Origin of the sequence: Rhodoferax sp. (genome assembly GCF_030653815.1) — a bacterium.
Lineage (GTDB): Bacteria > Pseudomonadota > Gammaproteobacteria > Burkholderiales > Burkholderiaceae_C > Rhodoferax.
Genome location: NZ_JAURYQ010000033.1, coordinates 32,609 through 55,004, shown reverse-complemented (window position 1 = coordinate 55,004; position 22,396 = coordinate 32,609). Strand labels below are relative to the sequence as shown.

At 61.3% G+C, this 22,396-nt stretch carries 20 protein-coding genes and 1 pseudogene; 7 read left to right on the top strand and 14 right to left on the bottom strand.

Annotation, left to right across the window (positions count from 1 at the left end; all coding sequences use genetic code 11):
• From Q7U49_RS11495 to Q7U49_RS11485, 3 genes and pseudogenes are all read left to right on the top strand, one after another.
• Nucleotides 1-221, top strand: a pseudogene (locus Q7U49_RS11495) (twitching motility protein PilT); the annotation flags it as partial.
• 4 nt (nucleotides 222-225) lie between these two features.
• Complete coding sequence (locus Q7U49_RS11490) at nucleotides 226-1,362, top strand: PilT/PilU family type 4a pilus ATPase (protein ID WP_304764404.1); 1,137 nt, start codon at nucleotides 226-228, stop codon at nucleotides 1,360-1,362.
• A gap of 22 nt (nucleotides 1,363-1,384) precedes the next feature.
• Entirely contained in the window at nucleotides 1,385-2,302 is a 918-nt protein-coding gene (locus Q7U49_RS11485; RefSeq protein WP_304764403.1) for an NAD(P)-dependent oxidoreductase, read from the top strand.
• A gap of 7 nt (nucleotides 2,303-2,309) precedes the next feature.
• Here Q7U49_RS11485 and Q7U49_RS11480 read toward each other — a convergent pair whose 3' ends face one another.
• From Q7U49_RS11480 to Q7U49_RS11470, 3 genes are read right to left on the bottom strand one after another with little or no spacing between them, the layout of a single operon-like run.
• Entirely contained in the window at nucleotides 2,310-2,948 is a 639-nt protein-coding gene (locus Q7U49_RS11480) for a BON domain-containing protein (RefSeq protein ID WP_304764402.1), read from the bottom strand.
• Nucleotides 2,949-2,958: 10 nt separating this feature from the next.
• Entirely contained in the window at nucleotides 2,959-3,543 is a 585-nt protein-coding gene (locus tag Q7U49_RS11475) for a phosphoheptose isomerase (protein ID WP_304764401.1), read from the bottom strand.
• 20 nt (nucleotides 3,544-3,563) lie between these two features.
• On the bottom strand, nucleotides 3,564-3,971 hold the full coding sequence (locus Q7U49_RS11470; protein WP_304764400.1) for a YraN family protein: 408 nt from the start codon (nucleotides 3,969-3,971) through the stop codon (nucleotides 3,564-3,566).
• Here Q7U49_RS11470 and rsmI point away from each other — a divergent pair.
• On the top strand, nucleotides 3,971-4,912 hold the full coding sequence (gene rsmI / locus Q7U49_RS11465; RefSeq protein ID WP_304764399.1) for a 16S rRNA (cytidine(1402)-2'-O)-methyltransferase: 942 nt from the start codon (nucleotides 3,971-3,973) through the stop codon (nucleotides 4,910-4,912). The genes Q7U49_RS11470 and rsmI overlap by 1 nt on opposite strands.
• Before the next feature lie 113 nt (nucleotides 4,913-5,025).
• Here rsmI and Q7U49_RS11460 read toward each other — a convergent pair whose 3' ends face one another.
• Together Q7U49_RS11460 and Q7U49_RS11455 are read right to left on the bottom strand one after the other, a co-directional pair.
• On the bottom strand, nucleotides 5,026-9,039 hold the full coding sequence (locus Q7U49_RS11460) for an EAL domain-containing protein (protein WP_304764398.1): 4,014 nt from the start codon (nucleotides 9,037-9,039) through the stop codon (nucleotides 5,026-5,028).
• A 37-nt stretch (nucleotides 9,040-9,076) separates the two neighbouring features.
• Nucleotides 9,077-9,610, bottom strand: a complete 534-nt coding sequence (locus Q7U49_RS11455; protein WP_304764397.1) for an MEDS domain-containing protein — start codon at nucleotides 9,608-9,610, stop codon at nucleotides 9,077-9,079.
• 28 nt (nucleotides 9,611-9,638) lie between these two features.
• On the opposite strand from Q7U49_RS11455, the gene Q7U49_RS11450 reads away from it, so the two are divergent.
• Nucleotides 9,639-10,196: a hypothetical protein gene (locus tag Q7U49_RS11450; RefSeq protein ID WP_304764396.1), complete on the top strand. Its 558-nt coding sequence runs from the start codon at nucleotides 9,639-9,641 to the stop codon at nucleotides 10,194-10,196.
• A 173-nt stretch (nucleotides 10,197-10,369) separates the two neighbouring features.
• Complete coding sequence (locus Q7U49_RS11445; protein ID WP_304764407.1) at nucleotides 10,370-11,575, top strand: IS4 family transposase; 1,206 nt, start codon at nucleotides 10,370-10,372, stop codon at nucleotides 11,573-11,575.
• 164 nt (nucleotides 11,576-11,739) lie between these two features.
• Here the strand turns inward: Q7U49_RS11445 and Q7U49_RS11440 are convergent, their stop codons facing one another.
• Genes Q7U49_RS11440 through Q7U49_RS11405 form a run of 8 tightly spaced genes read right to left on the bottom strand, consistent with a single transcriptional unit; the run spans nucleotide 11,740 to nucleotide 20,816 of the window.
• A complete protein-coding gene (locus Q7U49_RS11440) occupies nucleotides 11,740-13,209 on the bottom strand; it encodes an amidohydrolase family protein (RefSeq protein WP_304764395.1) in 1,470 nt (489 codons plus the stop codon).
• 10 nt (nucleotides 13,210-13,219) lie between these two features.
• Complete coding sequence (locus Q7U49_RS11435) at nucleotides 13,220-14,149, bottom strand: MurR/RpiR family transcriptional regulator (RefSeq protein WP_304764394.1); 930 nt, start codon at nucleotides 14,147-14,149, stop codon at nucleotides 13,220-13,222.
• 14 nt (nucleotides 14,150-14,163) lie between these two features.
• On the bottom strand, nucleotides 14,164-15,435 hold the full coding sequence (locus Q7U49_RS11430) for an amino acid deaminase (protein ID WP_304764393.1): 1,272 nt from the start codon (nucleotides 15,433-15,435) through the stop codon (nucleotides 14,164-14,166).
• The gene (locus Q7U49_RS11425) at nucleotides 15,432-16,427 is read right to left on the bottom strand and encodes an ABC transporter ATP-binding protein (RefSeq protein WP_304764392.1); all 996 of its coding nucleotides are present in this window, start codon (nucleotides 16,425-16,427) and stop codon (nucleotides 15,432-15,434) included. The genes Q7U49_RS11430 and Q7U49_RS11425 overlap by 4 nt, the downstream gene beginning before the upstream one ends.
• Nucleotides 16,424-17,482, bottom strand: coding sequence for an ABC transporter ATP-binding protein (locus Q7U49_RS11420; RefSeq protein WP_304764391.1), 1,059 nt, complete (start codon nucleotides 17,480-17,482; stop codon nucleotides 16,424-16,426). Before Q7U49_RS11420 ends, Q7U49_RS11425 begins: the two co-directional genes overlap by 4 nt.
• Entirely contained in the window at nucleotides 17,479-18,354 is an 876-nt protein-coding gene (locus Q7U49_RS11415) for an ABC transporter permease (protein ID WP_304764390.1), read from the bottom strand. Before Q7U49_RS11415 ends, Q7U49_RS11420 begins: the two co-directional genes overlap by 4 nt.
• Complete coding sequence (locus tag Q7U49_RS11410) at nucleotides 18,351-19,301, bottom strand: ABC transporter permease (RefSeq protein WP_304764389.1); 951 nt, start codon at nucleotides 19,299-19,301, stop codon at nucleotides 18,351-18,353. The genes Q7U49_RS11415 and Q7U49_RS11410 overlap by 4 nt, the downstream gene beginning before the upstream one ends.
• Nucleotides 19,302-19,316: 15 nt before the next feature.
• The gene (locus Q7U49_RS11405; protein ID WP_304764406.1) at nucleotides 19,317-20,816 is read right to left on the bottom strand and encodes an ABC transporter substrate-binding protein; all 1,500 of its coding nucleotides are present in this window, start codon (nucleotides 20,814-20,816) and stop codon (nucleotides 19,317-19,319) included.
• A 219-nt stretch (nucleotides 20,817-21,035) separates the two neighbouring features.
• Between Q7U49_RS11405 and Q7U49_RS11400 the strand changes: the two genes are divergently transcribed.
• The gene (locus tag Q7U49_RS11400; protein ID WP_304764388.1) at nucleotides 21,036-21,425 is read left to right on the top strand and encodes a RidA family protein; all 390 of its coding nucleotides are present in this window, start codon (nucleotides 21,036-21,038) and stop codon (nucleotides 21,423-21,425) included.
• Between the two features lie 114 nt (nucleotides 21,426-21,539).
• Here Q7U49_RS11400 and Q7U49_RS11395 read toward each other — a convergent pair whose 3' ends face one another.
• Nucleotides 21,540-22,385 carry a M48 family metallopeptidase gene (locus Q7U49_RS11395; RefSeq protein WP_370653995.1) on the bottom strand — a complete coding sequence of 282 codons (846 nt, stop codon included), beginning with the start codon at nucleotides 22,383-22,385 and terminating at the stop codon, nucleotides 21,540-21,542.
• Between the last annotated feature and the right edge of the window lie 11 nt (nucleotides 22,386-22,396).

Genomic DNA, 22,396 nt, shown 5'->3' with positions numbered 1-22,396 from the left:
CGGGTCGCGTGGCAGCGCACGAGATCATGCTGGGAACCAGCGCCATCCGAAACCTGATCCGCGAGGCCAAGGTGGCGCAAATGTATTCCAGCATCCAGACCGGTAACAACGTGGGCATGCAGACCCTCGACCAGAACCTGACCGACCTGGTGCGGCGCAACATCATCAGCGCGGCCGAAGCCCGCACCAAGGCCAAAATCCCAGAAAACTTCCCAGGGTGACCATATGGAACGCGATCAAGCCACTTCTTTCATTACCGACCTGCTCAAGCTGATGACCGGGCGCGGCGGCTCCGACCTGTTCATCACCGCCGAGTTTCCCCCCGCCATCAAGGTCGATGGCAAGGTCACCAAGGTGTCGCCGCAACCCCTCAACGAGGGCCACACGCTGGCGCTGGCGCGCTCGATCATGAGCGACAAACAGGTGGCCGAGTTCGAGCGCACCAAAGAGTGCAACTTCGCCATTGCGCCGCCCGGTCTGGGCCGCTTCCGGGTCAACGCCTTCATGCAGCAAAGCAAGGTGGGCATGGTGCTGCGAACCATCCCCATGACCCTGCCCAGCATCGACAGCCTCAACCTGCCACCGATCCTGAAAGATGTGGTCAACACCAAGCGCGGCCTGTGCATTCTGGTCGGCGCCACCGGTTCGGGCAAGTCAACCACGCTGGCGGCCATGGTGGACTGGCGCAACCAGTCCACTTATGGCCACATCATCACCATCGAGGACCCGATCGAGTTTGTCCACCCACACAAGAACTGCGTGGTGACGCAGCGCGAGGTCGGCATTGACACCGACAGTTGGGAAGCGGCGCTGAAAAACACCTTGCGCCAGGCCCCTGATGTGATCCTGATGGGTGAGATCCGCGACCGCGAGACCATGGAACACGCCGTGGCCTTTGCCGAAACCGGCCATCTGTGCCTCGCCACGCTGCACGCCAACAGCGCCAACCAGGCGCTGGACCGGATCATCAACTTTTTCCCCGAAGAGCGCCGCGCCCAGTTGCTGATGGACCTGTCGCTCAACCTCAAGGCGCTGGTATCGCAACGGCTGATTCCCAAGCAGGACGGCAAGGGCCGTCTGGCGGTGGTCGAGATCCTGCTTAATTCGCCGCTGATTTCCGACCTGATCTTCAAGGGTGAAGTGGCCGAGATCAAGGAAATCATGAAGAAAAGCCGCAACATCGGCATGCAAACCTTTGACCAGGCGCTGTTCGACGCTTACGAGACCAACCAGATCAGCTACGAAGACGCGCTGCGCAACGCCGACTCCATGAATGATTTGCGGCTGCAGTTCAAACTCAACAGCCAGCGCGGCAAGACCCAGGACCTGAGCGCCGGCACCGAAAATTTCAGCATTGTTTAACCCTCTCTCCAACGACACCCGCATGAACACCAGAAGCTACGAAGCCATCCCCGCCAAACGCGTTGCTTTTTTGGGCCTGGGCGTGATGGGTTACCCCATGGCCGGCCACCTGGCGTGCGCCGGCCACCAGGTCACCGTGTACAACCGCACGGCGGCCAAAGCCCAAGTCTGGTGCCATGAATACGAAGCCTTGACCGGCAGCCACGGCCGGCTGCACCATGCCGCCACACCCTGCCAGGCCGCGCACAACGCCGACCTGGTGTTTTGCTGCGTCGGCAACGACGACGACCTGCGCAGTGTCACCCTGGGCGCTGACGGTGCCTTTGTCGGCATGCCCCCAGGGGCGGTGTTCATTGACCACACCACGGCTTCGGCCAATGTGGCGCGTGAACTGTACGCGCAAGCCCATACCCAGGGCCTGCATTTTGTCGATGCCCCGGTTTCAGGCGGCCAGGCCGGCGCCGTCAATGGCACCCTCACCGTGATGTGTGGTGGTGACCTGCCCGCCTTTGAGGCGGCCCAGCCGGTGGCGATGGCATTTTCAAAAGCCGTGACTTACCTGGGCGCCAGCGGCGCCGGGCAACTGGCCAAGATGGTCAACCAGATCTGCATTGCCGGCATGGTGCAAGGCCTGGCCGAGGCCATTGCCTTTGGCGAGCAAGCCGGGCTCGACATGAACCAGGTGCTCGACGTGATTGGCAAGGGCGCGGCGCAAAGCTGGCAAATGGACAACCGTGGCAAGACCATGGTGGCCGACAAGTTCGACTTTGGTTTCGCCGTGGACTGGATGCGCAAGGACCTCGGGCTGGTGCTGGACGAAGCCCGACGCAACGGCGCGCGCCTGCCGGTGACCGCGCTGGTGGACCAGTTTTATGCCGACGTGCAACAGCTGGGCGGCCAGCGCTGGGACACCTCCAGCCTGATCAAGCGCCTGCGCTAAACCACGCTTACTTCTTGGCCTCGTTCGCTGCCGGCTTGGGCAACAGGCTGCGCAGCTCGTCTTCGGTGATGATCTCGAACACCCGCACCACCTTTTGCACACCCGGTGTACTTCGGGCGATGTCGGTGGCGCGATCCGCTTCACGCTGCGTGACCCGGCCCATCAGGTAGGTGGTGCCGCGCTCGGTAACCACCTTGTAGGCATTGGCAAAAAGGTCGCGGCTGTCCACCATGGCCGCCTTGATGCGCCCGGTGACCAGGGTGTCGGCGGAGCGCTGCGTCAGGCTGGTATTGCCCAGCACCGCCAGTTCATTGACCACCAGCTGGACGTTGTCGACGCGCGTCACGATCTGCTCCACCAACTGCTTGTCTTGTGCGCTCGGGACTTCGCCAGTCAGCAACACACGGCGGTTGTAGCTGTTGACGTTGACGTGGCCGCGCTGGCCCAGGTTGTCACGGATGCGGCTGGCGGCGCGCAACTCAATGCCCTCGTCTTCAAGTTGCGCCCCCGAGGTGCGCCGGTCGGTGGCCACCAGCGAGCCCATGACCGCGCCGCCCACCACGATGGGCGCGCAGGCGCTCAAGGCGCCCGCCAGACTGGCAGCGACGAGTACCGTAGAGAGGAGTTTTGGACTGACAAATTTCATGGGTGTTTTCCTAATCGCCAAGTAACAGGGTATCGACCGCATCGCACAGGCAATGCAGGGTGAGCAGATGAACTTCCTGGATGCGCGCGGTGCGCTCATGGGGCACACAAATATGCACATCGGTGTCGCGCAGCGCCTGCACCATCTTGCCACCACCGCGTCCGCTCAGGCCGATGACCACCATGTCGCGTTCGTGCGCGGCCTCGATGGCCGCCAGCACGTTGGCCGAATTGCCACTGGTGGTGATGGCCAGCAACACGTCGCCCGGTTGCCCCAGGGCGCGTACCTGGCGCGAAAAAACGTGACTGAAATCGTAGTCGTTGGCAATCGCCGTCAGGATCGAACTGTCGGTGGTCAGGGCAATGGCTGCCAGCTCGGGGCGTTCGCGCTCGAAGCGGCCGACAAATTCAGCCGAAAAATGCTGGGCGTCGGCGGCCGAGCCGCCATTGCCACAACTCAGCACCTTGCCACCGCTGGTGACACAGGCCATGAGCGCCTGCACGGCGTCGGCAATGACCTGGCTGAGCAGCGGCGCGGCCTGGTATTTGAGGTCGGCACTGTCAATGAAATGTTGTTGGATACGTTGTTGCAGCATGGCCGCAATGATACCCGCGCCTACCAGCCGCCGGCATCGAATGCGCCGGGAAGCCACTCAATGTCACCTGCCTGCACGGCCACCACATCAAACCGGCAGGGCGGCACGGTGCGCAGACGCAGCAGATAATGGCGCGCCGCGAACACAAGGCGCTTTTGCTTGGTCCAGCTGACGCTGGCAGCAGCACCGCCGTGGCTGCTGGAGGCGCGCCGACGCACCTCGACAAAGACACAGGTGCCGTCGGCCGCCCGCATGATCAGGTCAATTTCACCACCGCCGCGCCCCGGGGTTCGATAATTGCGCTCCAGCAGGCGCAAACCGGCGCGCTGCAAATGCGCCAGCGCCAGATCTTCGGCCTGGTCGCCCAACTGTTTGGTGCTGGGCGACCGGGACGATGCCGGCCCCGTTTTGACCAGAGGAATACCCATTGACTTCAAGCTCCTTGACCCCGGTGAGCGCCAGCTTCGCGCCGGCCCTGCAGGCCGCGCAGCAAGCCTGTGGCCAGCAAAATTACCCGCGCGGCGCCTTGTATGTGGTGGCCACACCGATTGGCAACCTGGCCGATATTAGCCTGCGTGCCCTGCATGTGCTGCAACTGGCCGAGGTGATTGCCTGCGAGGACACGCGCCACACCCAGGCGCTGCTGCGCGCCTACGGCATCGACAAGCCGCCGGCACAGATGCTGGCGCTGCACCAACACAACGAGGCACAGGCGGCGCAGGTGGTGCTGGAGCGGCTGCGCCAGGGCCTGCGCGTGGCCTATGTGAGTGACGCCGGCACGCCCGCCATCAGCGACCCCGGCGCCCGGCTGGTGGCCGAGGCGCGCCAGGCCGGCTTGCCGGTGCTGCCACTGCCCGGCGCCAGCAGCATCACCACCGTGCTGAGTGTGGCTGGCCTGACGCTGGATGCCCAGCACCCCGACGGTTTTGTTTTTGCCGGCTTTCTGCCCAGCAAGAGCGGCGAGCGCAACACTGCCGTGCAGGCGCTCGCGGCTGAAGCGCGGGCCGTGGTGCTGCTGGAGGCACCGCACCGCATCGAGGCCCTGGCCACGGCATTGGCGGTGTTGGGTGCGCGGGCGCTCACGGTGGGGCGCGAACTGACCAAGCAGTTCGAGGAAATTGCCACGTTGCCCGCGCAGGATTTTCCGGCCTGGCTGGCGCAGGACGGCAACCGCCTGCGCGGTGAATTTGCGCTGGTGTTGCACCCGGCTCCGGCCAGCGTGGCCAGCGGACCGGACAGCCGCATACTGCAATTGCTGCTGGCCGAGTTGCCACTGAAAACCGCCGTCAAACTGGCCGCCGAGATCACCGGTGAGCCGCGCAATGCGCTTTATGAGCTGGCGTTGAGTCTGAAAAGCAAACCAGCTTAACCTTCGGCGCCTGATGAATCTCATGTGCTGACGCTGGTGACTGCGCGTTGAACCCAAAGGACAGCATGGTATCCAGGCTGTGTCGTCTGCGGGAGTGGATTCATCATTATTCGTCACCCTGCGGGAGGCAGGGCAAGGAATTTTGTTTCGAAGATATCGGTCGGCACCGGCTTGCTGAATAAAAAGCCCTGCATTTCGTCGCAGTTCAACGAGATGAGCAGGTTCGACTGCTCTTCAGTTTCGACGCCCTCCGCCACCACTTTCAGATTCAGCGAATGCGCCAGAGTGATGATGGTGGACACCAGCGCCAGCCCCTCCGGGGTATTCATTTCGATCACAAACAAGCGATCGATCTTCAGCGTATCCACCGGCAGTTTGGCGAGATAGCTGAGTGAGGAATAGCCGGTGCCAAAGTCATCGATGGCGATGGTCATGCCCATGGCGCGGATTTCCTGCAGGATGGCGATACTGTGCTTGACGTTCTCCATGATCAGGCTTTCGGTGATCTCCAGTTCAAGGCCGGCTGCCGCGTTTGCGTCGACCCCGATTACCTGTCTTATCTCGTCAACGAAGCCGCGATTGCGCAGTTGCATCGGCGACACGTTCACCGCGATGCGCACCGCAGGCAGACCCATGGCGCGCCAGCGCAGGTAGTCTTTGGTGGCCTGCCGCAACGCCCAGCGTCCAACCTCATGAATCAAGCCGGTTTCTTCCAGGATCGGGATGAATCGGTCCGGCGGTACCAGGCCAGTGCGTGGGTCATGCCAGCGGATCAGTGCCTCGGCGCTGGTGACCGTGCCGCTCACGAGATTCACCTTGGGCTGGTAATAAAGCACGAATTCCTCGTTGTCGATCGCCTGGCGCAGCTGATTTTCCAGCGTGAGCTTGCCCGCCAGCGCTTCGTTCATTGTCTGGGTGTAAAACAGGTAGCGTTCGCCGCTCGCCTTGGCATTCTTGAGCGCGGCCTCGGCATTCCTGAACAATGTTTCGGCGTCGGCACCATCGTCCGGGTATAGCGCGATTCCAACCTTCACGCCGACGCGAAGCGCGACGTTATCCACCTGGAACGCATGCGCCAGGAACGATTTCATCCATTTCTCGATGAACCGCGCCAGGTTGCCGTCCTGCCTTACTTCCGGGATCACCAGGGCAAAATGGTCCGCGTCCAATCGCGCCAACAGGTTGGCGTCCCTCGCGTAACGCGTGATCCACTCCGCCACCTGCCGCAAGAGCGCGTCACCGGCCGTCCGGCCGAGGCTGTCGTTGATATTTCTAAACCGCTCCAGATCGAACAGGAACACGGCAAGCTTGCGCCCATCGGCGATAGCGCTGCGCAGGTACAGAGTCACCCGCTCCAGAAACAAAGAGCGGTTCGCAAGCCCGGTGAGCACATCGTAGTAGGCGAGGTAATTGAGCCGCTCCTGTTTCTCGATGTGATCAACCGCGAACGCGATGTCGCCGGCCAATTCCGTCAGCAGTTTCATCTCTTCTTCATGGAAGAATTCGGTCTCGCTGGCGTACAGAGCGAACACGCCTAACGCTTCGTCCGAAACAATCAGCGGCAGGACCGCCATTGAGCGGACTCCAGCTTCGGTGTAAGCCTGGCCGAATACAGCCTGCCGGTCGCCTCGAGAATCGTTGGACAGGACTGATTTTTTCTCCCGGATCGCGCGCGCGACCATGGTGGTTGACGCGCCCTCACTCGATGTCAGGATGCTTCTGATTGCGCTCAGGAGTTCCTCGTCCTTGCCCGCTGATGCGACTGGAACGATCTCTTGCGTCCTCCGATCGACGATAGCGATCATGGACATGCGGAATCCGCCTGTCTCGACGACGATCCGGCACGCCTCCCTGAACAGCTCGTCGCGGTCGTTGACGCGCACGATGAGCGCGTTGATGCCGCTGAGGATGGCATATACGCGGTTGAGGCGCGCGATCGTGCGTTCCGCTGCTTTGCGTTCGGTAATGTCTTGAATCATGCAGAGATGGCGCGGATGGGCTCTATCTTCTACCTCTAATGGGGCAATTGCCATGCTGACCCAAACAGGTGTTCCATCGGGGTGAAGATAACGCTTTTCCATCTGGAATCCGCTTATCTTTCCGGCATTCAACAGAGCCATATTTGCCAGGTCTGCCTGCACATCAACTGGGTGAGTGATTTGCAACCAATCGATATTCGCCATCGCTTCCATTGACCTGCCTGCAATCTCGGCGAAGCGTGGGTTGACTTCGTAGATATGCCCGGTGATGGAATCGATCAATGCAATGCCCAAAGGCGCCTGCACAAACATGGTTTTGAAGCGCTCCTCGCTTGTTTTCAGTGCCTGCTCTGCCTGTTTGCGCTCGGTGATGTCGCGAATAGCGGCAATCGCCAGGATGCCATCCTTGGTCTCCATCGGGCTCAGGCTGATTTCTACCGGGAATTCGGTGCCGTCCTTGCGTAGACCGAACAGATCCAGGCCCGCGCCCATTGACCGTGGGTGCGGCTGTGCGAGAAAGCCACTCTGCTTTCCCGAATGACCGCCGCGGAAGCGTTCGGGCATGAGTATTCTGATCGTTCGCCCCAGAAGCTCCTCGCGGCGCCAACCGAACAGCTTGACCGCCTGGGCGTTCACCAGCACTATTTCGTCGTCCTGGTTGACAATCACCATCGCGTCGGGCGCGGACTCCAGCAGTTCCCTGAACTTCTGCTCGCTGTCACGAAGCGCAATCTCGGCTCGCGTATGCGCAGCTCTCGCCCGCAGAACAGTGACACCGAAGGCCAGATCATCGGCTAGTTCTTCCAACAGCTTTACCTCTTCCGCGTCGAAAGCATCGGGCTCCGCCGCGTAGATGGTCAAGGCGCCAAGTGTCGGCGGCACGCTCTTGAGCGGCAACGCGATGCTTGAACGGTAGCCGCGTTTCCTAGCGTCTTCGCGCCAGGGAGCGAGCAGAGAATTCGTCTCAAAATTCTGGTTCACCTGGGTAGAACCGGTCCTGACGGCGGTGCCCGTAGGGCCCCTGCCTCTGTCGGTATCCGCCCAGGTGATGTTCAATGTGTCCAGATAACCGTCTCCAAAGCCACACTGTGCGACCATACGGACGCTTTTGGCGGCGTCGTTTTCCGCGACGCCGACCCAGGCAAGCCGGTAGCCTCCTTCGGTGACGATAATCCGACAGATATCTTCGAACAGTTTTTGCTCTGCGCTAGCCTGAATCAGGGCTTGATTGCAACTGCTCAACACCCGCAGCGCGCGGTTTGACTTCCTAATGGCGTCCTCGGCTAGCTTGCGCTCGCTAATGTCTCGCGTGACGATCCATATGACCGGCTGTCCCCGGTACATGAAGCCGCCGCCGCTGACTTCGACCGGGAAGGTCGAACCATCCCTCTTCTTGTGCCACCGTAGTGCGATCTTGACAGGTTGGCCTGCGGCAATAGCTTGGCGAAATGTTTCCTTCGTTAATTCCGGAACAGCACTCACATCGGCAAGGGTCAATGCCAATGCCTCGTCACGCGAATGACCGTAGAGCGCGATCCACGCCGGATTCATGTCCAGAAAATACATGGTGTTGGCATCGACCAGCGCCACCGAATCGAGATTGGTCGAGAATATGAGCCGGTATTTCTCCTCGCTCTCTGCCAGTTCGGCGGTGCGCTCGGCTACCGTGCGCTCCAAGGACGCGCGCGCTCGCGCCAGCTCGGCATTGGCTTGCTTCAGCTGTGCGAGATAGCGCCGGTTTTCGATGGCATTCGCAACCGTATTGGCCAAGTTTTCAATGTGCGGTTCGTACTGCGCGAACAGGTGCCGGTCGCCAAGCCGGATCGGTAGGTATCCGTAATGACCTCGGGCCGTACGCAATGGAAATACGCGGTAAGCGGGCATCGGCGCAACGCCGCATTTGGCCGGCGCCGCGGTCGTGGCGTCGCCGAGGCGGACAGTGCAGGAGCTGCAAACCGGCTCGAAATCCGCGCGCGGCAACGACACAGCGGCGCTCAGGCAGATATGCGTCTTAGATATCCCCGGAACCTCCTGCAACGCACGCGCAGTGAACTCGGCGATCACGCGTTCATCCGGGAGCATGTCCAACGTCTGTTGGGCGAGCAGCAGTTTTCCGAGCACCTGGGTTTGTACGGGACTACTTGTCATGCCTACACCTGTTGGATCAGACGCGCCAGCGAGGGGGCTAGTCCCCGGAACAATAATATGGATTGCGCACGATTTGCCCGCGCACGATCATGTACGGATGAACGTTCAGGACGTCATACAAGGTCGCGCCGCTGAAGCGTCGCGCGTCGTATTGGCAGACGAGAGTGGCAGGACACTCCCGCACTACGGCGTTCAAGCCAGACTCATACTCTATCAGGCGTTCGGAGCCAGGTAATCCTCTGAGAGCCCAGCTCATCTCGCCGGTCACCCGGGCTCCTGAATAGCCAGCGCGAACGCTCTCCAGGTAGAGTTCCCGCACCCGGTCCAGCATGCGTTGCGGGATGAATGTCCCGTCGGGGCAGTAGATGCGCTGGGCCACATCGCCCTCGAAGTGACCTGCCGCAAGCTCCTGGGGCAATCGTATGCCAAGACGCGCGAAGTGGGCGGAAAGATCTTCCGCTGACAGCACGTCAGCGAAGTAGCTTACCAACTCCTGCTCGGGTAACGCACTTTCGACGAACTTTGACATGGTTTCCTGGTGCTCGCGGTCGTCCGCGTAGATGTAGCACATATGCGTTCCAGCGGGAAACGCTTGCTCCGTGAACCCAAGACTGGTCATTCTATGTGGCGGCATGATGCTTTCAAAAGTCCTTTCGGTAGAACAGGGGTTCTGCAGCGCATTTGACGCCCACCAAGTGATTATCTGGCTGGATGAAATCCTACAGGTCGAAAGAATTGTATGCGGGTCTTTAAACGTCTGGGGAGCCAAGTGCCGCAACACAGAGCGCAGTCGGTCATGGGGCGGCGCACTGAGAATCTGGCACGGATTCAGGGTATTGAGCGCGCCAAGAAGCAGCAAGAATATCCAGGTAACAGATGGGTCGAAGCAGGAAGATCGGGTTGTTGTGGCGCAACTCGACCGAGCGTGCGCTTGTGGTGTGGACCGGACGGCCAATGCCGCAAATTTCAATCCTATGAATGGTGGCGCATGTCTGAGACCTGACCGCCACCTGAGCTCAATGGGCACCTGCTCCCCCTGCAGAACGGTCAACAAAGCTGTCACGGATTTCCGGAATCCTTGTCTTCTTGCCGCAATCGCCAACCACGCTCACCGGCAGGATAACGGCTGGGGTGGCGGCCGATTTCTGGGCATTTGACAGTATGAGGCCGCCGCCCCGGCCCTTATCCTGCCACCCACTATTGCCGCTTTATAACTTATCCGCAAATCAGTAGTGTCCCAACGTTGTGACATCGGAACGTCGTAAGTTAATGAATTGCTTGCCAAATTTAGTGTTTCAGTCTGGTCTCGATTTGAACGTCGAAAGGCAGACTGTCGGTTTTTTTCGGGTTTCCGCCCAAAACCGTCACGCACCAAGGCAAGCTCGTATTTGCGCAACTCATGCTCTATCTGCCACTGAGCACATTTCGTCGCTGTGTGGCCGACCATCGTGGCGAGCACAAGGTCAAGGACTTCTCGTGTCTGGATCAGTTCTTCGCCATGGCCTTTGCGCAACTGACCTCTCGCGAATCCTTGCGCGACATCGAGGTCAACCTGCACGCTCAAGCCCGCCGGCTGTACCACATGGGCTTTCGCTGCCAGACGATTTCGCGCAACACGTTGGCCAATGCGAACGCCACCCGCCCGTGGCAAATCTATGCCGACTTCGCCCAGCACCTGATTGGGCTGGCCCGACCCCTGTACGCCACGGAGCCGTTCGGGCTGGAACTCGATGCGGCGGTCTACGCGTTCGATGCCAGCACCATCGACCTGTGCCTGTCGGTGTTTGCCTGGGCGCCTTTTCGCTCGGCCAAGGCGGCCATCAAGCTGCACACGTTGTTGGAGTTGAGAGGCAATATCCCCAGTTTGATTCACATCACCGACGGCAAGACGCACGAGGTCAATGTGCTGGCCGATCTGGTGCTGGAGCCTGGGGCGTTTTACCTGATGGATCGGGGCTATCTGGACTTCTCCCGGCTGTTTGTGATTCACGAGGCGCAAGCCTTCTTCGTGACCCGTGCAAAAAGCAATACCAAGTCCAAGCGGCGTTACTCGCACCCGGTGGATCGAATCAATACAGCGGTGCTGTGCGATCAGACGGGCGTGTTGACGACCTATCTGTCGAGCAAGGACTACCCCGCGACGCTGCGTCGGGTGGTCGTCAAGGACGACACCGGCAAGCGCTTGGTGTTTCTGACCAACAACTTTGCCTTGAAGCCGGAACTGATTGCCGATTTGTACCGCCAGCGTTGGCAGGTGGAGCTGTTCTTCAAATTGATCAAGCAGCATCTGCGCATCAAGGTGTTCTTTGGCACCAGCGAGAACGCGGTGAAGACGCAGATATGGATCGCCATATCCACCTACCTGTTGATTGCCATCACGAAGAAACGTCTGCATCTTGATCATCACAGCCTGTATGAAATCCTACATATCCTGAGCCTGTCTATGTTTGAAACTATCCCAATAAATCAACTACTTACACCACCCTCAACAAATTCAGATCCCGATTTCGAGTCAAATCAGCTCAATCTCCTCTGAAGAACGTTGGGACACTACTGATCAAAACCATAAAATCAGATTGCGGTTGACCTGCCGGGTGAGGGATTACTGCGCGAAGAGCAAGGTTTTTTGCTTAATCCAAACCCTGACCAAAGTCGTCACGCTGGCCTTGTGGTGGTTGAATAGCCGACACATGTCTGCTGCTACACCAGATTGGCGCCGCGTCTCAGGAAGCGCCCGGCACGTGCGCCGGTGCCGCGCTGCCCGGCGGTGTAACTCAGAACCCCATTGACCCACACCTGCTCGATACCGGCACTGTACTGCATGGGCTTCTCGAAACTCGCCAGGTCTTTAACCAGCTTCGGGTCAAAGACCACGATGTCGGCACTGTGACCCACGCGCAAGGTGCCACGCCCGTCCAGATTGAAGCGCCGCGCCGACAGACCCGTCATTTTGTGAATGGCCTGCTCCAGTTGCAGCACCCCTTTTTCACGCCAGTAACTCGCCAGCACGCGCGGGAACGTGCCCCACAGGCGCGGGTGGGGGCGTTCATCGTGCGGCAAACCGTCAGAGCCGATCATGGACAACGGATGGGCGATGACACGTTCCACGTCGTCTTCGCGCATTTGAAAGTAGCACGCCCCACCCGGCATCAAGCGACGGCAGGCCGCCTGCTGCGGCACGCCCCAGTCACGGGCGATGTCGGCAAGGTAGCGCCCCGCCATCTCGGGATGGGCAGTGCTGCCGGTGATCAGGATGTCGATCACGCCGTCCACCAGGTCTTCGCGCAAGACCGTTGACCCCGCGGTGTAGGGGTAAACGTCCATGCCAATCTCCTGCTCCCGGGCCAGGGCCTCGATCAGCGGCAGGGTCTCGCGGGTGCGCCCCCAATTGGCCGGGCCGGCGCATTTGTGGTGCGACAACACCAGCGGCAAACCCGCCTGCCGCGCGGTCAGCGCCGCTTCTTGCAGGGCCGGCAAAATGGCGGCCATTTCATCGCGGATGTGGGTCGCATAAATGCCGCCAGCCCGTGCTGCGGTGCAGGCCAAGGCGCTCAATTCGGTCAGGTCTGCGGCAAACGCTTCCTGGTAAAAAACACCGGAAGACAAGCCCAGCGCGCCCGCCGCCATGGCCTGCTCCAGATCCGCCACCATCGCCGCCAGTTCATCGGCCTGCGCAGGCCGATCGAGTTGTTTCATGTGGCACATGCGCAGCGTGGTGTGCCCCACCAGTGCCGCCACATTGACCCCCGGCTGGATGGCATCGATGGCCTGCGCATACGCCTCGATACCGCCAAACCGAAATTGTCGATGTCCGAGCAGGGACAAGGGCGCCGGTGGCTCGGTGGTCATCATGGGCACCAGCGAGATGCCGCAATTGCCGGTCACCACGGTGGTAACCCCTTGCGACAGTTTGGGCAGCATGTCGGGGGCGTCCAGCACAGCCGCATCGTCATGGGTGTGAACATCGATGAAGCCTGGCGCAATCACTTTGCCGCTGCAGTCGAATTCATCCAGCGGCAGCGTGAACCGGGCCAGTACCTCGGCCCCGATCTGGCCGGGCGCGGCCATGGCCACAATCTGGCTGTCAAACATCAGCAGGTCACCGCGCCAGGCCGGGGTGTTGTCGCCCGCGACGATCAATCCGTTTTTCAGTAAAGTTGCACGTGTCATGTCAGTTCGGTTACGGGGTGCTATGAGGAAGGTGAACCAGGTCAGCCTGACTCGCTTCAAAGTCGGGCGTGCCGGCATACTCGGCGCTGTCAAACCCATGCCGCTGCAGCAATTGTTTGAATTGCTGCAAGCCAAAGGCCACCTGCGGGCCCAGCCTTTGCGCCAGGCGCACCATCAAAATCTCGATCACCAGCAAGTGGGCCAGATAAGCTTCGGTCCCGACACGCATCACCGCATCGGGCGGAACCGAAATCCCCAGCACCAAGTCGGCAATTTTGGCCAACGGGGTATCGGGTTGCGTCATCGCAATCACCGTGGTCCCCTGGGCGCGCGCGAACTTGGCCGCTTCCAGCGTGTAGGGCATGCGCCCCACATGCGAGATGACAAAGGCGACACCGTCCGCACCGAGGGTGCTGGCCGAGACCAGTTGCTGGTGGGCATCAAAAATCGCATTGGACGGACGGCCCAGGCGAAACAGGCGACTTTGCAGCTCATTGGCCATGAAGGTCGAAGCCGCCCCCACCGAATAACAGTCAATGCGCCGGGCCTGCGCCAATTTCTCGGCCACGCGGTCGATCATGTCGGTGTCGAGGCGGCGACCCAGCTCGCTGAGCGAAGCCACGGCCGCCTGGATGATCTTGCTGGACACTTGCTGGACGGTGTCGTCGTCGGCAACGCTACGGTGCAGGTGCGAACCCGAAACCGCCAGATCCTGCGCCAGGGCCAGCATGAAGTCACGCACCGAGTCATATGCAAAGCTGCGACAGGTGCGAACCACGGTCGGCATGGACACCCGGGCTTGCAGGGCCAGTTGCTCCACGGTGGCTCGGGCAGCCCCCTGCGGGTCTGCCAGGATCACATGCACCACCTTGCCTTGGGCCGCAGGCAGGTCCGGCAGCCTCTCGCGCATCTGCTGCAACAAACCTTGGGTCGAGGTCATCATGGGCAAGCGCGTCAAAACCGGGTGGCCACCGCGCCGGTGATGGCGCCGTCGTCTTCCACCAGAGGCAACCAGCGCCATTTGTCAAAGGTGGTGCAGGGGTGGGAAATCCCCAAGCTGACGCGGTCGCCGACCTGCGGAATCAAACCCGCCGGGTCGAATCGCAGATAAGCGTGCTGGTCATTGAGGGCACTGATTTTCCAATCGGCAGGAACGGCGTTGACCTGCCGGCTGGCGCGCGCCGCATGGCGCTGCGGCAAGGGCATTTCGAGGTCATAGGACACATCGCGCCGACCGCAGGTGAGCAGCGCCAGGCCGGGCTCGGGCACCGACTGCACCATGGCCCAGACCTCCAGCGCCGGCCGCAGCGAGGCGTCGAGTCCTTCGCGTTGCTCCACGAGCCGCAAAAAGCGCGCGTAGTTGCCGTGGTCATGGGTGATGTAACACCCCGAGCGCAGCACGCCCAGCAGCGGGCGCTGCATGTCGTGCAGGCGCAGCAGCGGGATCACCAGGTCAAACACCGCCGAGCCGCCTGCGGTGATCAGCAGTTCATTGCCTTCAAACAGGTTTTGCTGGTCACAGGCCTTGACGACTTCCGTCACCCGGTGCACCAGGGCCGTGACTTCACGCACATCGTGCGCGCTCTCGCATGTCGCCACGCCACCTTCATAACACTCGATACCGCCGAAACGAACGGCTCGGGACGCCACCATTTTTTGCGCCAGATGCAGCGCTTGCGCCAGTGTGCGACAACCGGTACGCTGACCGGGTATGCCCATCTCCAGCAGCACATCAAAGGGTGTCGTGGCCGCGCGGCGGCTGGCCCAGTCTTCAATCAGGGTCAACTGCGCCACCGAGTCCACCAGAAACCAGACGCGCAGGTCCGGGTGGCGGGCCAACAGCGTGGCCAGCGCGTCAAAATCGGCATCACACACCACCTGGTTGGCGATGATAATGCGACGCGCCCCGGCCTCGACACCCACGGCCACCTGGTACAAAGTGGCAAAGCTCATACCCCAGGCCCCGCCCGCCAGCTGCATCTGGAACAGCTGGGGGGACATGGTGGTCTTGCCGTGGGGTGCCAGCGCCACGCCCTTGCGCCTGGCGTAGTCCTGCATCCAGGCCACGTTGTGAAGCAAGGCGCTGCGATGAATGACCGCCAGGGGAAATGGCAGGTCGTCCGCCAGCAAGTTCCAGCCCTTGCCGGCCAGCTCACTGGCCCGGCACGGCGCGGCGTTGAAGGGATAACTCTTAAAGCTGTGGTCGAGGGTGAAATCAGGGGTCATGGTGCGCTCACAAGGTCATTGCGCCAGCAGGCGTTCCAGTGGCCAGGCCGCACTTCACGCAAAGGTGTTGCGGTGCTGGCACAAAGATCGATCGCATGCGGACAGCGGGTTCGGAAAACACAGCCCGACGGCGGATGGGCGGGACTGGGCACATCGCCGTGCAGCAGGGGGATCTGGCGCCGCTGGGCCGGATCGGGAATCGGGGCGGCGGCCAGCAAGGCCTGGGTATAAGGGTGCTGGGGCTGCGTGTAAAGGGCTGCCGTGGGCGCGATCTCCATGACCCGCCCGAGGTACAGCACCACCACGCGGTCACACAGGTACTCCACCACGTCGAGGTCATGGGAAATGAACAGCATCGTGAGCTGAAGCTGCTCCTTGAGTTCCCCCAGCAAGTTCACCACCTGCGCCTGGATGGAGACATCCAGCGCCGACAGAGGTTCGTCAGCCACGATGAAATTGGGTTGCACCGCCAGCGCCCGGGCAATGCCGATACGTTGACGTTGCCCGCCCGAAAACTCATGCGGAAAACGTTCGGCGTGTTCCGCACGCAGCCCTACCTGTTCGAGCAAGGCATGAACACGCGGCAGGCGTAGGGCGCCCTTGGCCAGCCCATGGGTGTCGAGCGCTTCGGCCAGCACCTGTCGAATCCGCATGCGGGGGTTGAGACTGGCGTAGGGGTCCTGAAAGATGATCTGGATCTTCGAGCGCAGCGGACGGTACTGTGCCTGCGACAAGGTGGCCAGATCGATGGCCTGGCCGTCACCCAGGTGCGCCTCGTCCCGGTAAAGCATTTGTCCGGCCGTCGGGTCCAGCAAGCGCGTCAGCAAACGGCCGATGGTGCTTTTGCCCGAGCCCGACTCACCCACCAGCCCCAGGGTTTCGCCGCGAACAATCTTGAAACTGACCTCGTCGACCGCCCGCACCGGGTGCCGGCCCGCACCGAAATACTTGCTCAAGCCCTGGACGTCCAGCAGGATATCGGGCGTGCTCATGCGACCACCTCATGGCTTTCATCGGTGCGCGCCCGGATACAGCGCACACTGAGCCGGTCCCCTAGCGTGACCAGCGGTGGCATTTGGGCATCGCAGCCCGCCACGCGCTCGGCACAACGCGGTGCAAAGGCACAACCGGCGGGCGGGTCAAACGGGCTCGACACTTGGCCGGGAATGGCCACCAAACGCGGGCGCGGCCCCAGGCTGCCACCACCTTCCTGCGCGCGCCGCCGCGCCACGCCAGGCAGGCAGGCCAGCAAACCACGCGTGTACGGGTGCTGGGGCTGGGCAAAGAGCCGCTGCACCGGGGCCGTCTCCACCACACGCCCGGCATACATCACCGCCACCGCGTCGGCGTATTGCGCCACCACCGCCAGGTTGTGGGTGATGAACAGCAAACTCATGCGGGTTTCTTTCAACAAGCGGCCCATCAGCGCCAATATTTGCGCCTGGATCGTGACATCCAGGGCTGTGGTGGGCTCGTCGGCAATCAGCAGGGTCGGGTTGCAGGCCACCGCCAGCGCAATCATGACCCGCTGGCGCATACCGCCGGAGAGTTGGTGCGGGTATTCGCGCAGGCGGCGGGCGGCCGCCGGGATCTCGACGAGTTCGAGCATGCGCAGCGCATGCGCCAGCGCAGCAGTCCGGTCCATCTTCAGATGCAAACGGGCCGATTCTGCAATCTGCTCGCCAACGGTCAGCACCGGGTTCAAGCTGGTCATGGGTTCCTGGAAAATCATCGCCATCTCGTTGCCGCGCAGTTGGCGCAAGTCATCCTCGGGCAGCGCCAGCAGGTTGACGCGTTGCCCATCGCGGCGCACAAACCAGGCTTCGCCGTCAACACGGGCCTGCGAGGTTTTGGCATGCAGGCCCATCAACGTGAGGCTGGTCACCGACTTGCCCGAGCCCGACTCACCGACCAGCGCCAGGGTCTCGCCCGGCGCAATATGAAAAGACACATCCGCCACGCTTTGAATGCGTCCGGCGTCAGTCGCAAAAGAAGTGGACAGGCCACGCACGTCCAGGCGTGGCGCCAAATCAAGGTCTGTGCTCATACGGCCTTTTTCAATTTGGGATCGAGCAGGTCGCGCACGCCATCACCGAGCATTTGCAGCGACACGGCGGTCAGCACAATCGCCAGTCCCGGACTCAGGATGGTCCAGAAGGCCCGGTCGGAATACTCCAGGCTGCCGGCAATCATGGTGCCCCAGGTCGGGATGTCCGGTGGCACGCCCACGCCCAGGAAAGACAGCCCGGCCTCCGCCAGAATGGCATAGGCAAAAATGAAAGTCACCTGCACCAGCACTGGCGACATCAGGTTGGGCAAAATGTGCGACCACAAAATCAGCGGGGTGCGCACGCCCAGGGCGCGCGCGGCATCGACAAACAGCAGTTCACGCAGCACCAGGGTGGCCGCACGCACCACCCGCGCCACGCGCGGCGTGTACACAATGACCAGCGCCAACATCACGTTCCACAGGGACACCCCCAGAATCGACACCAGGGCAATGCCCAACAGGATGTCGGGAAAGGACATCATGGCATCGACCACCCGCATCAAGGGCGCGTCCAGTCGCCGGAAAAAACCGGCCAGCACCCCCATCAGAGTCCCCAGCAGAACAGCCCCCGCGGCCGTCACAAAACCAATCAGCAGTGAATAACGCGCACCGTACACGATGCGCAGCAGCACATCACGCCCCAACTCATCGGTGCCAGCCCAGTGTGCCGAGGAAGGTGCGAACAGGCGCTCACTCACGTTGATGGCATTCGGGTCGGCATCCGACAGCCAGGGGTAGACGGTGGCCACCACCACCACCAGGCTCAGCATGAGAGCCGCCATGAGCACGACTTTGCGCGCAAAAAGGCGACGCAGGACGGGCAGCATCAATGGAAATCGGCGGTTCAGGAAGCCTGCGTCCGGGCTCATGACGCACCTCCTAGCCGGATGCGCGGATCCACCAGCGTGTAGAGCAAATCAATGAGCAAATTGATCAACACGTAAATACTCGCAATCACCAGCAGGGTGCCCTGAATGACCGGATAGTCCCGGCGCAGCACGGCGCGCACCACCAGATTGCCGACACCGGGCAGGTTGAACACGGTCTCGGTGACCACGGTACCGCCAATCATCAGGGCCATGGTCAAGCCGAGCACGGTGATGATCGGCACCAGGGCGTTGCGCAGCACATGCTTGAACATCACCACCCGCTCCGGCAAGCCCTTGGCCCGAGCGGTGCGAACAAAGTCTTCGCCCAGAATGTCCAGCATGGATGCGCGCGTGAAACGGATGATGAGGGCCGAGTTCAGCAGCCCCAACACCGACGCAGGCAGGATCAGGTGGTACAGGCGAGCGCCCAGACCCATGCCCGGATCGCCATAACCGGACGCCGGAAACCAGCCCAGGTAAACGGCAAAAAACTGGATCAGGATCAGGCCCATCCAGAAGCTTGGAATGCTGGCCCCCAGCATGGCCACACCACTCAACCACTGGTCGGTGTGGCTGCCGCGCCAGATGGCTGCCGCCATGCCGCATGGCACACCAATCGCAGCGGCAATGGCAACCGCAAAGAAGGCCAGAAACAACGTGGGCTCGGCGCGCTCCATCAGGGCTTGCGCCACTGGCCGCTGCAGGAAAATGGACTGCCCCAGGTTGCCCTGCATCAACTCCCCCACCCACAACACAAACTGCGTCGGCAGCGGCTTGTCCAGGCCATATTGGGTGCGGGCCTTGGCGACGTCCTCGACCGTCGCCTGGTCCCCCAGCATCAGCGCCATCGGGTCACCCGACGCCAGGCGGGTCAGCAAGAAAACCAGCACCGCCACAATCACCAGGACCATGGCGGCGCCAGCCAACCGGTTGAGCAAGAACCGCATGGTCTGTGTCGTCCCTTATTTGCTCAGGCCGGTGTTCCAGAAGAACGGCCAGGTCGAGGGGGTATAGCCCTCCAGCTTGGCCGAGCGAACCGACAAGGCGTTGAACTTGCCAACTTCGATGAAGGGCACTTCGTCATACACGGTTTGCTGCACTTTGCCCCAGAGCGGTCCGCGTTTGCTCAAATTGGTTTCCTGGTTGAAGGCCGCCAAGGTGGCCTTTTTGGCAGCAGTGTCCCACCAGCCCGGCGCGCCGTCACCCAGTTGCGGCGGCGACAGCATGGGCTCCGGGAACAAACCGGAATGGGTGAAGTAGACATCCCAGAGCTTGGAATCATTGCGGCGCTGCACCAACGTGGCCCAATCGACAATCTGCAAATCGGTCTTGAAACCGGCTTTCTTGAGTTGCTCTGCCATGACCAGGGCCATGTTGTAGTGGAACTCATATTGACGGCTGGCCATGATGCGGATCGGCTGACCGGTGTAGCCTGCCTTGGCTGCAAGTTCCTTGCCCATGATCGGATTGCGCTGGTTGTACAGTTCGGTGCCGGCCGCTGAGTAGTAGGGCGTGCCCTTGGGGAAGAAGTTCGGCTCCACCACAAAAAAGCGGTTGTCACCAAAGCCCCCGGCCAGCATTTCACCCGGACCGGACGCAGCCTGAACCGCACGGCGCATGGCCTGCGAAGCCAACACGCCCTCTTTGGTGTTGAAGACGATGTAAGGGAAACCAAAATTCTTGGTCACGATCGGAACCACCGAGGCACCCGCCTTTTCCACGCGTCCAATGGCGTCCACCGGCAGCAGGTCAGCGTAGTGGAATTGCCCCGACAAAGCGCCTTCGACCCGGGTATTGGCGTTGGGAACCGGCACAAAACGCAGCTCATCGAGCAGCGCTTCACGTCGTCCGGCGTAGCCGCTCGGCGCTTCCTTGCGCGCGCTGTAGGCGTCATGGCGCACCAGCACCGTGTACTGGTCTGGCTTGCGTTCCTTTAATTTATAGGGACCGGTGCCAATGAAGTCTTTCAATTGCGGTGCAATACTCTCTTTGGCCATGATGACGGCCATGCCACTGGGCAAGGCCAATTGGGCGAGCAAGGGGGCATAAAGGGTTTTGAGTTTGAGCTCCAGGCCATGCGTGCCCTTGGTGGTCAACGAGGCCACCTCTTTGCCCACCGCCTTGCCGCGCGGAGACAGCTCCATCCAACGGTTGAGCGAAGCCACTGCGTCTTCAGCGTTCAATTCGCGGCCGTTGTGCAGCATCACACCTTTGCGCAGGGTGATGCTGTAGCTCAGACCATCCTTGGAAACCACCGGCATGCTTTCGGCCAGCATGGGCGCGATGGCCCAGTTGGCATCAAAGGTATACAGCGGCTCGTAGACGTGCTGCATGATGGTGCCGACCAGATCAGCCGTGCTGATCATGGGGTCCAGGCCCTGCGGCTCGCCCACCATGGCCAGGTTGGCGGCGCCACCTTTGGCAGGTGCCGCAATAGCCGTGCCGGTCAGCGTCATGGTCAAGGCGCCGGTCAGGGCCAAGAGGCCCAGCCAGCGTCGTCTGCCCAAACGATTGGTCGAAGAAGACACGAAAACTGTAGGCTTCGAGAGGCCCGTCAGGTCGAATTGCATATTGACTCCTAAAGTAATAACATTACAATTATTGATGCTAGATGGCATTTTTTAAAATGTCAACAGTGTTTTTCCTATGTTTATGTAAATTTTTTACAAATGGAGTGTTTCATGTCGAATGTTGAAATGTTAGGACAGGCACCGATGGCCTCGGACCGACTGGCACGTCCGCTGTCACCCGCGACCCGCGCTGGCGACTTTGTCTTTGTCTCGGGTCAGGTGCCCACAGACGAACAGGGACAAGTCATCGTGGGTGGCATAGAAGCCCAGACCCGCCAGGTGTTTGAGCGTCTGAAGCAGGCGCTGGCGCTGGCCGACTGCACCCTGGCTGACGTGGCAAAAGTCAGTGTCTGGCTGGACGATGCGCGTGATTTCGGCACTTTCAACCGGGTTTACATGGAATGCTTCGGCGAACACCGTCCCGCCCGCTCCACAGTGGAATCCCGCTTGATGATTGATGCCAAGGTTGAAATGGATGTCACGGCTTACAAGCCGCGCTGACCCACATTCGCGCCGCCATAGATTCCACAAACTTCATCATCGGCTTAGGTACCGACTGGCCAACCAGGGAAGCACTGGCTCTTTTCATTCCCGCTGCAAACCGAGTCATCACCGCTATTTGTTCTGGCTGCGCGCGTACAGCGGCAGCACCTTGGGCAGGTTGGCCTGGATGTCGGCAATGCGGCTGTTGCCGGACGGGTGGGTCGACAGCCATTGCGGCGGCGCGCCGGTATTGGCCGCCGCCATTTTTTGCCATAGCGTGACACCGGCGCGTGGATCAAAGCCGGCGCGCGCGGCGAGTTCCATGCCGACCAGGTCGGCATCGGATTCGTCACTGCGACTGAATTGCAGTGTGAGCAACTGCGCGCCGTAGCTGGTCACGGTCTGGCCAAGTTGCCCCAGGCCCAGCACATTGCTGAGCAAATTGGCACCAATGCCGGTGGCGGCATTTTTCGCCATGCGGGCGCGCGCGTGTTCGCGCAGTGCATGGGCAATCTCGTGGCCCATGACGGTGGCAACTTCGTCATCGGTCAGTTTCAGCTGGTCCAGGATACCGCTGTAAAACGCGATCTTGCCGCCGGGCATGCAAAACGCGTTGATCTGACGGCTGCCGATCAGGTTCACCTCCCAGCGCCAATCTCTGGCGCGCGGGTTCCAGCCCATGGCGTGGGGAATGATGCGTTGCGCGATGGCACGCAAGCGCCTGACCTGGGGATGGTTTTTGCCGCCCAGCGCGTTTTGGGCCGCAGCCTGTTGCAGCATGTCGGCATACTGTTGTGAGGCCGACTGCTCAACCGTTTCGGCCGGCACCAGGCGGCTGAACAGCGAGTTGCCGCCGACCTCCACGCCTTCGCGGCCAGCGTCCTGCGCCGCTGCCCAGCCAGGCGACAACAACAGCACGGCCATGCCCTGCAACAGCGGTCGGCGTTGGCAGCACAGGCAGGTGGCGTGGTTCGTCATGCCGAACGAAA

What these genes read in the sequence shown, in the direction of transcription:
- Q7U49_RS11425 (WP_304764392.1), bottom strand. Translation starts at nt 16,427, where the DNA reads ATGAGCACGCCCGATATCCTGCTGGACGTCCAGGGCTTGAGCAAGTAT.
- Q7U49_RS11490 (WP_304764404.1), top strand. Translation starts at nt 226, where the DNA reads ATGGAACGCGATCAAGCCACTTCTTTCATTACCGACCTGCTCAAGCTG.
- Q7U49_RS11420 (WP_304764391.1), bottom strand. Translation starts at nt 17,482, where the DNA reads ATGAGCACAGACCTTGATTTGGCGCCACGCCTGGACGTGCGTGGCCTG.
- Q7U49_RS11410 (WP_304764389.1), bottom strand. Translation starts at nt 19,301, where the DNA reads ATGCGGTTCTTGCTCAACCGGTTGGCTGGCGCCGCCATGGTCCTGGTG.
- Q7U49_RS11440 (WP_304764395.1), bottom strand. Translation starts at nt 13,209, where the DNA reads ATGACACGTGCAACTTTACTGAAAAACGGATTGATCGTCGCGGGCGAC.
- Q7U49_RS11480 (WP_304764402.1), bottom strand. Translation starts at nt 2,948, where the DNA reads ATGAAATTTGTCAGTCCAAAACTCCTCTCTACGGTACTCGTCGCTGCC.
- Q7U49_RS11430 (WP_304764393.1), bottom strand. Translation starts at nt 15,435, where the DNA reads ATGACCCCTGATTTCACCCTCGACCACAGCTTTAAGAGTTATCCCTTC.
- Q7U49_RS11475 (WP_304764401.1), bottom strand. Translation starts at nt 3,543, where the DNA reads ATGCTGCAACAACGTATCCAACAACATTTCATTGACAGTGCCGACCTC.
- Q7U49_RS11400 (WP_304764388.1), top strand. Translation starts at nt 21,036, where the DNA reads ATGTCGAATGTTGAAATGTTAGGACAGGCACCGATGGCCTCGGACCGA.
- Q7U49_RS11455 (WP_304764397.1), bottom strand. Translation starts at nt 9,610, where the DNA reads ATGTGCTACATCTACGCGGACGACCGCGAGCACCAGGAAACCATGTCA.
- Q7U49_RS11485 (WP_304764403.1), top strand. Translation starts at nt 1,385, where the DNA reads ATGAACACCAGAAGCTACGAAGCCATCCCCGCCAAACGCGTTGCTTTT.
- Q7U49_RS11460 (WP_304764398.1), bottom strand. Translation starts at nt 9,039, where the DNA reads ATGACAAGTAGTCCCGTACAAACCCAGGTGCTCGGAAAACTGCTGCTC.
- Q7U49_RS11435 (WP_304764394.1), bottom strand. Translation starts at nt 14,149, where the DNA reads ATGACCTCGACCCAAGGTTTGTTGCAGCAGATGCGCGAGAGGCTGCCG.
- Q7U49_RS11395 (WP_370653995.1), bottom strand. Translation starts at nt 22,385, where the DNA reads ATGACGAACCACGCCACCTGCCTGTGCTGCCAACGCCGACCGCTGTTG.
- Q7U49_RS11470 (WP_304764400.1), bottom strand. Translation starts at nt 3,971, where the DNA reads ATGGGTATTCCTCTGGTCAAAACGGGGCCGGCATCGTCCCGGTCGCCC.
- Q7U49_RS11415 (WP_304764390.1), bottom strand. Translation starts at nt 18,354, where the DNA reads ATGAGCCCGGACGCAGGCTTCCTGAACCGCCGATTTCCATTGATGCTG.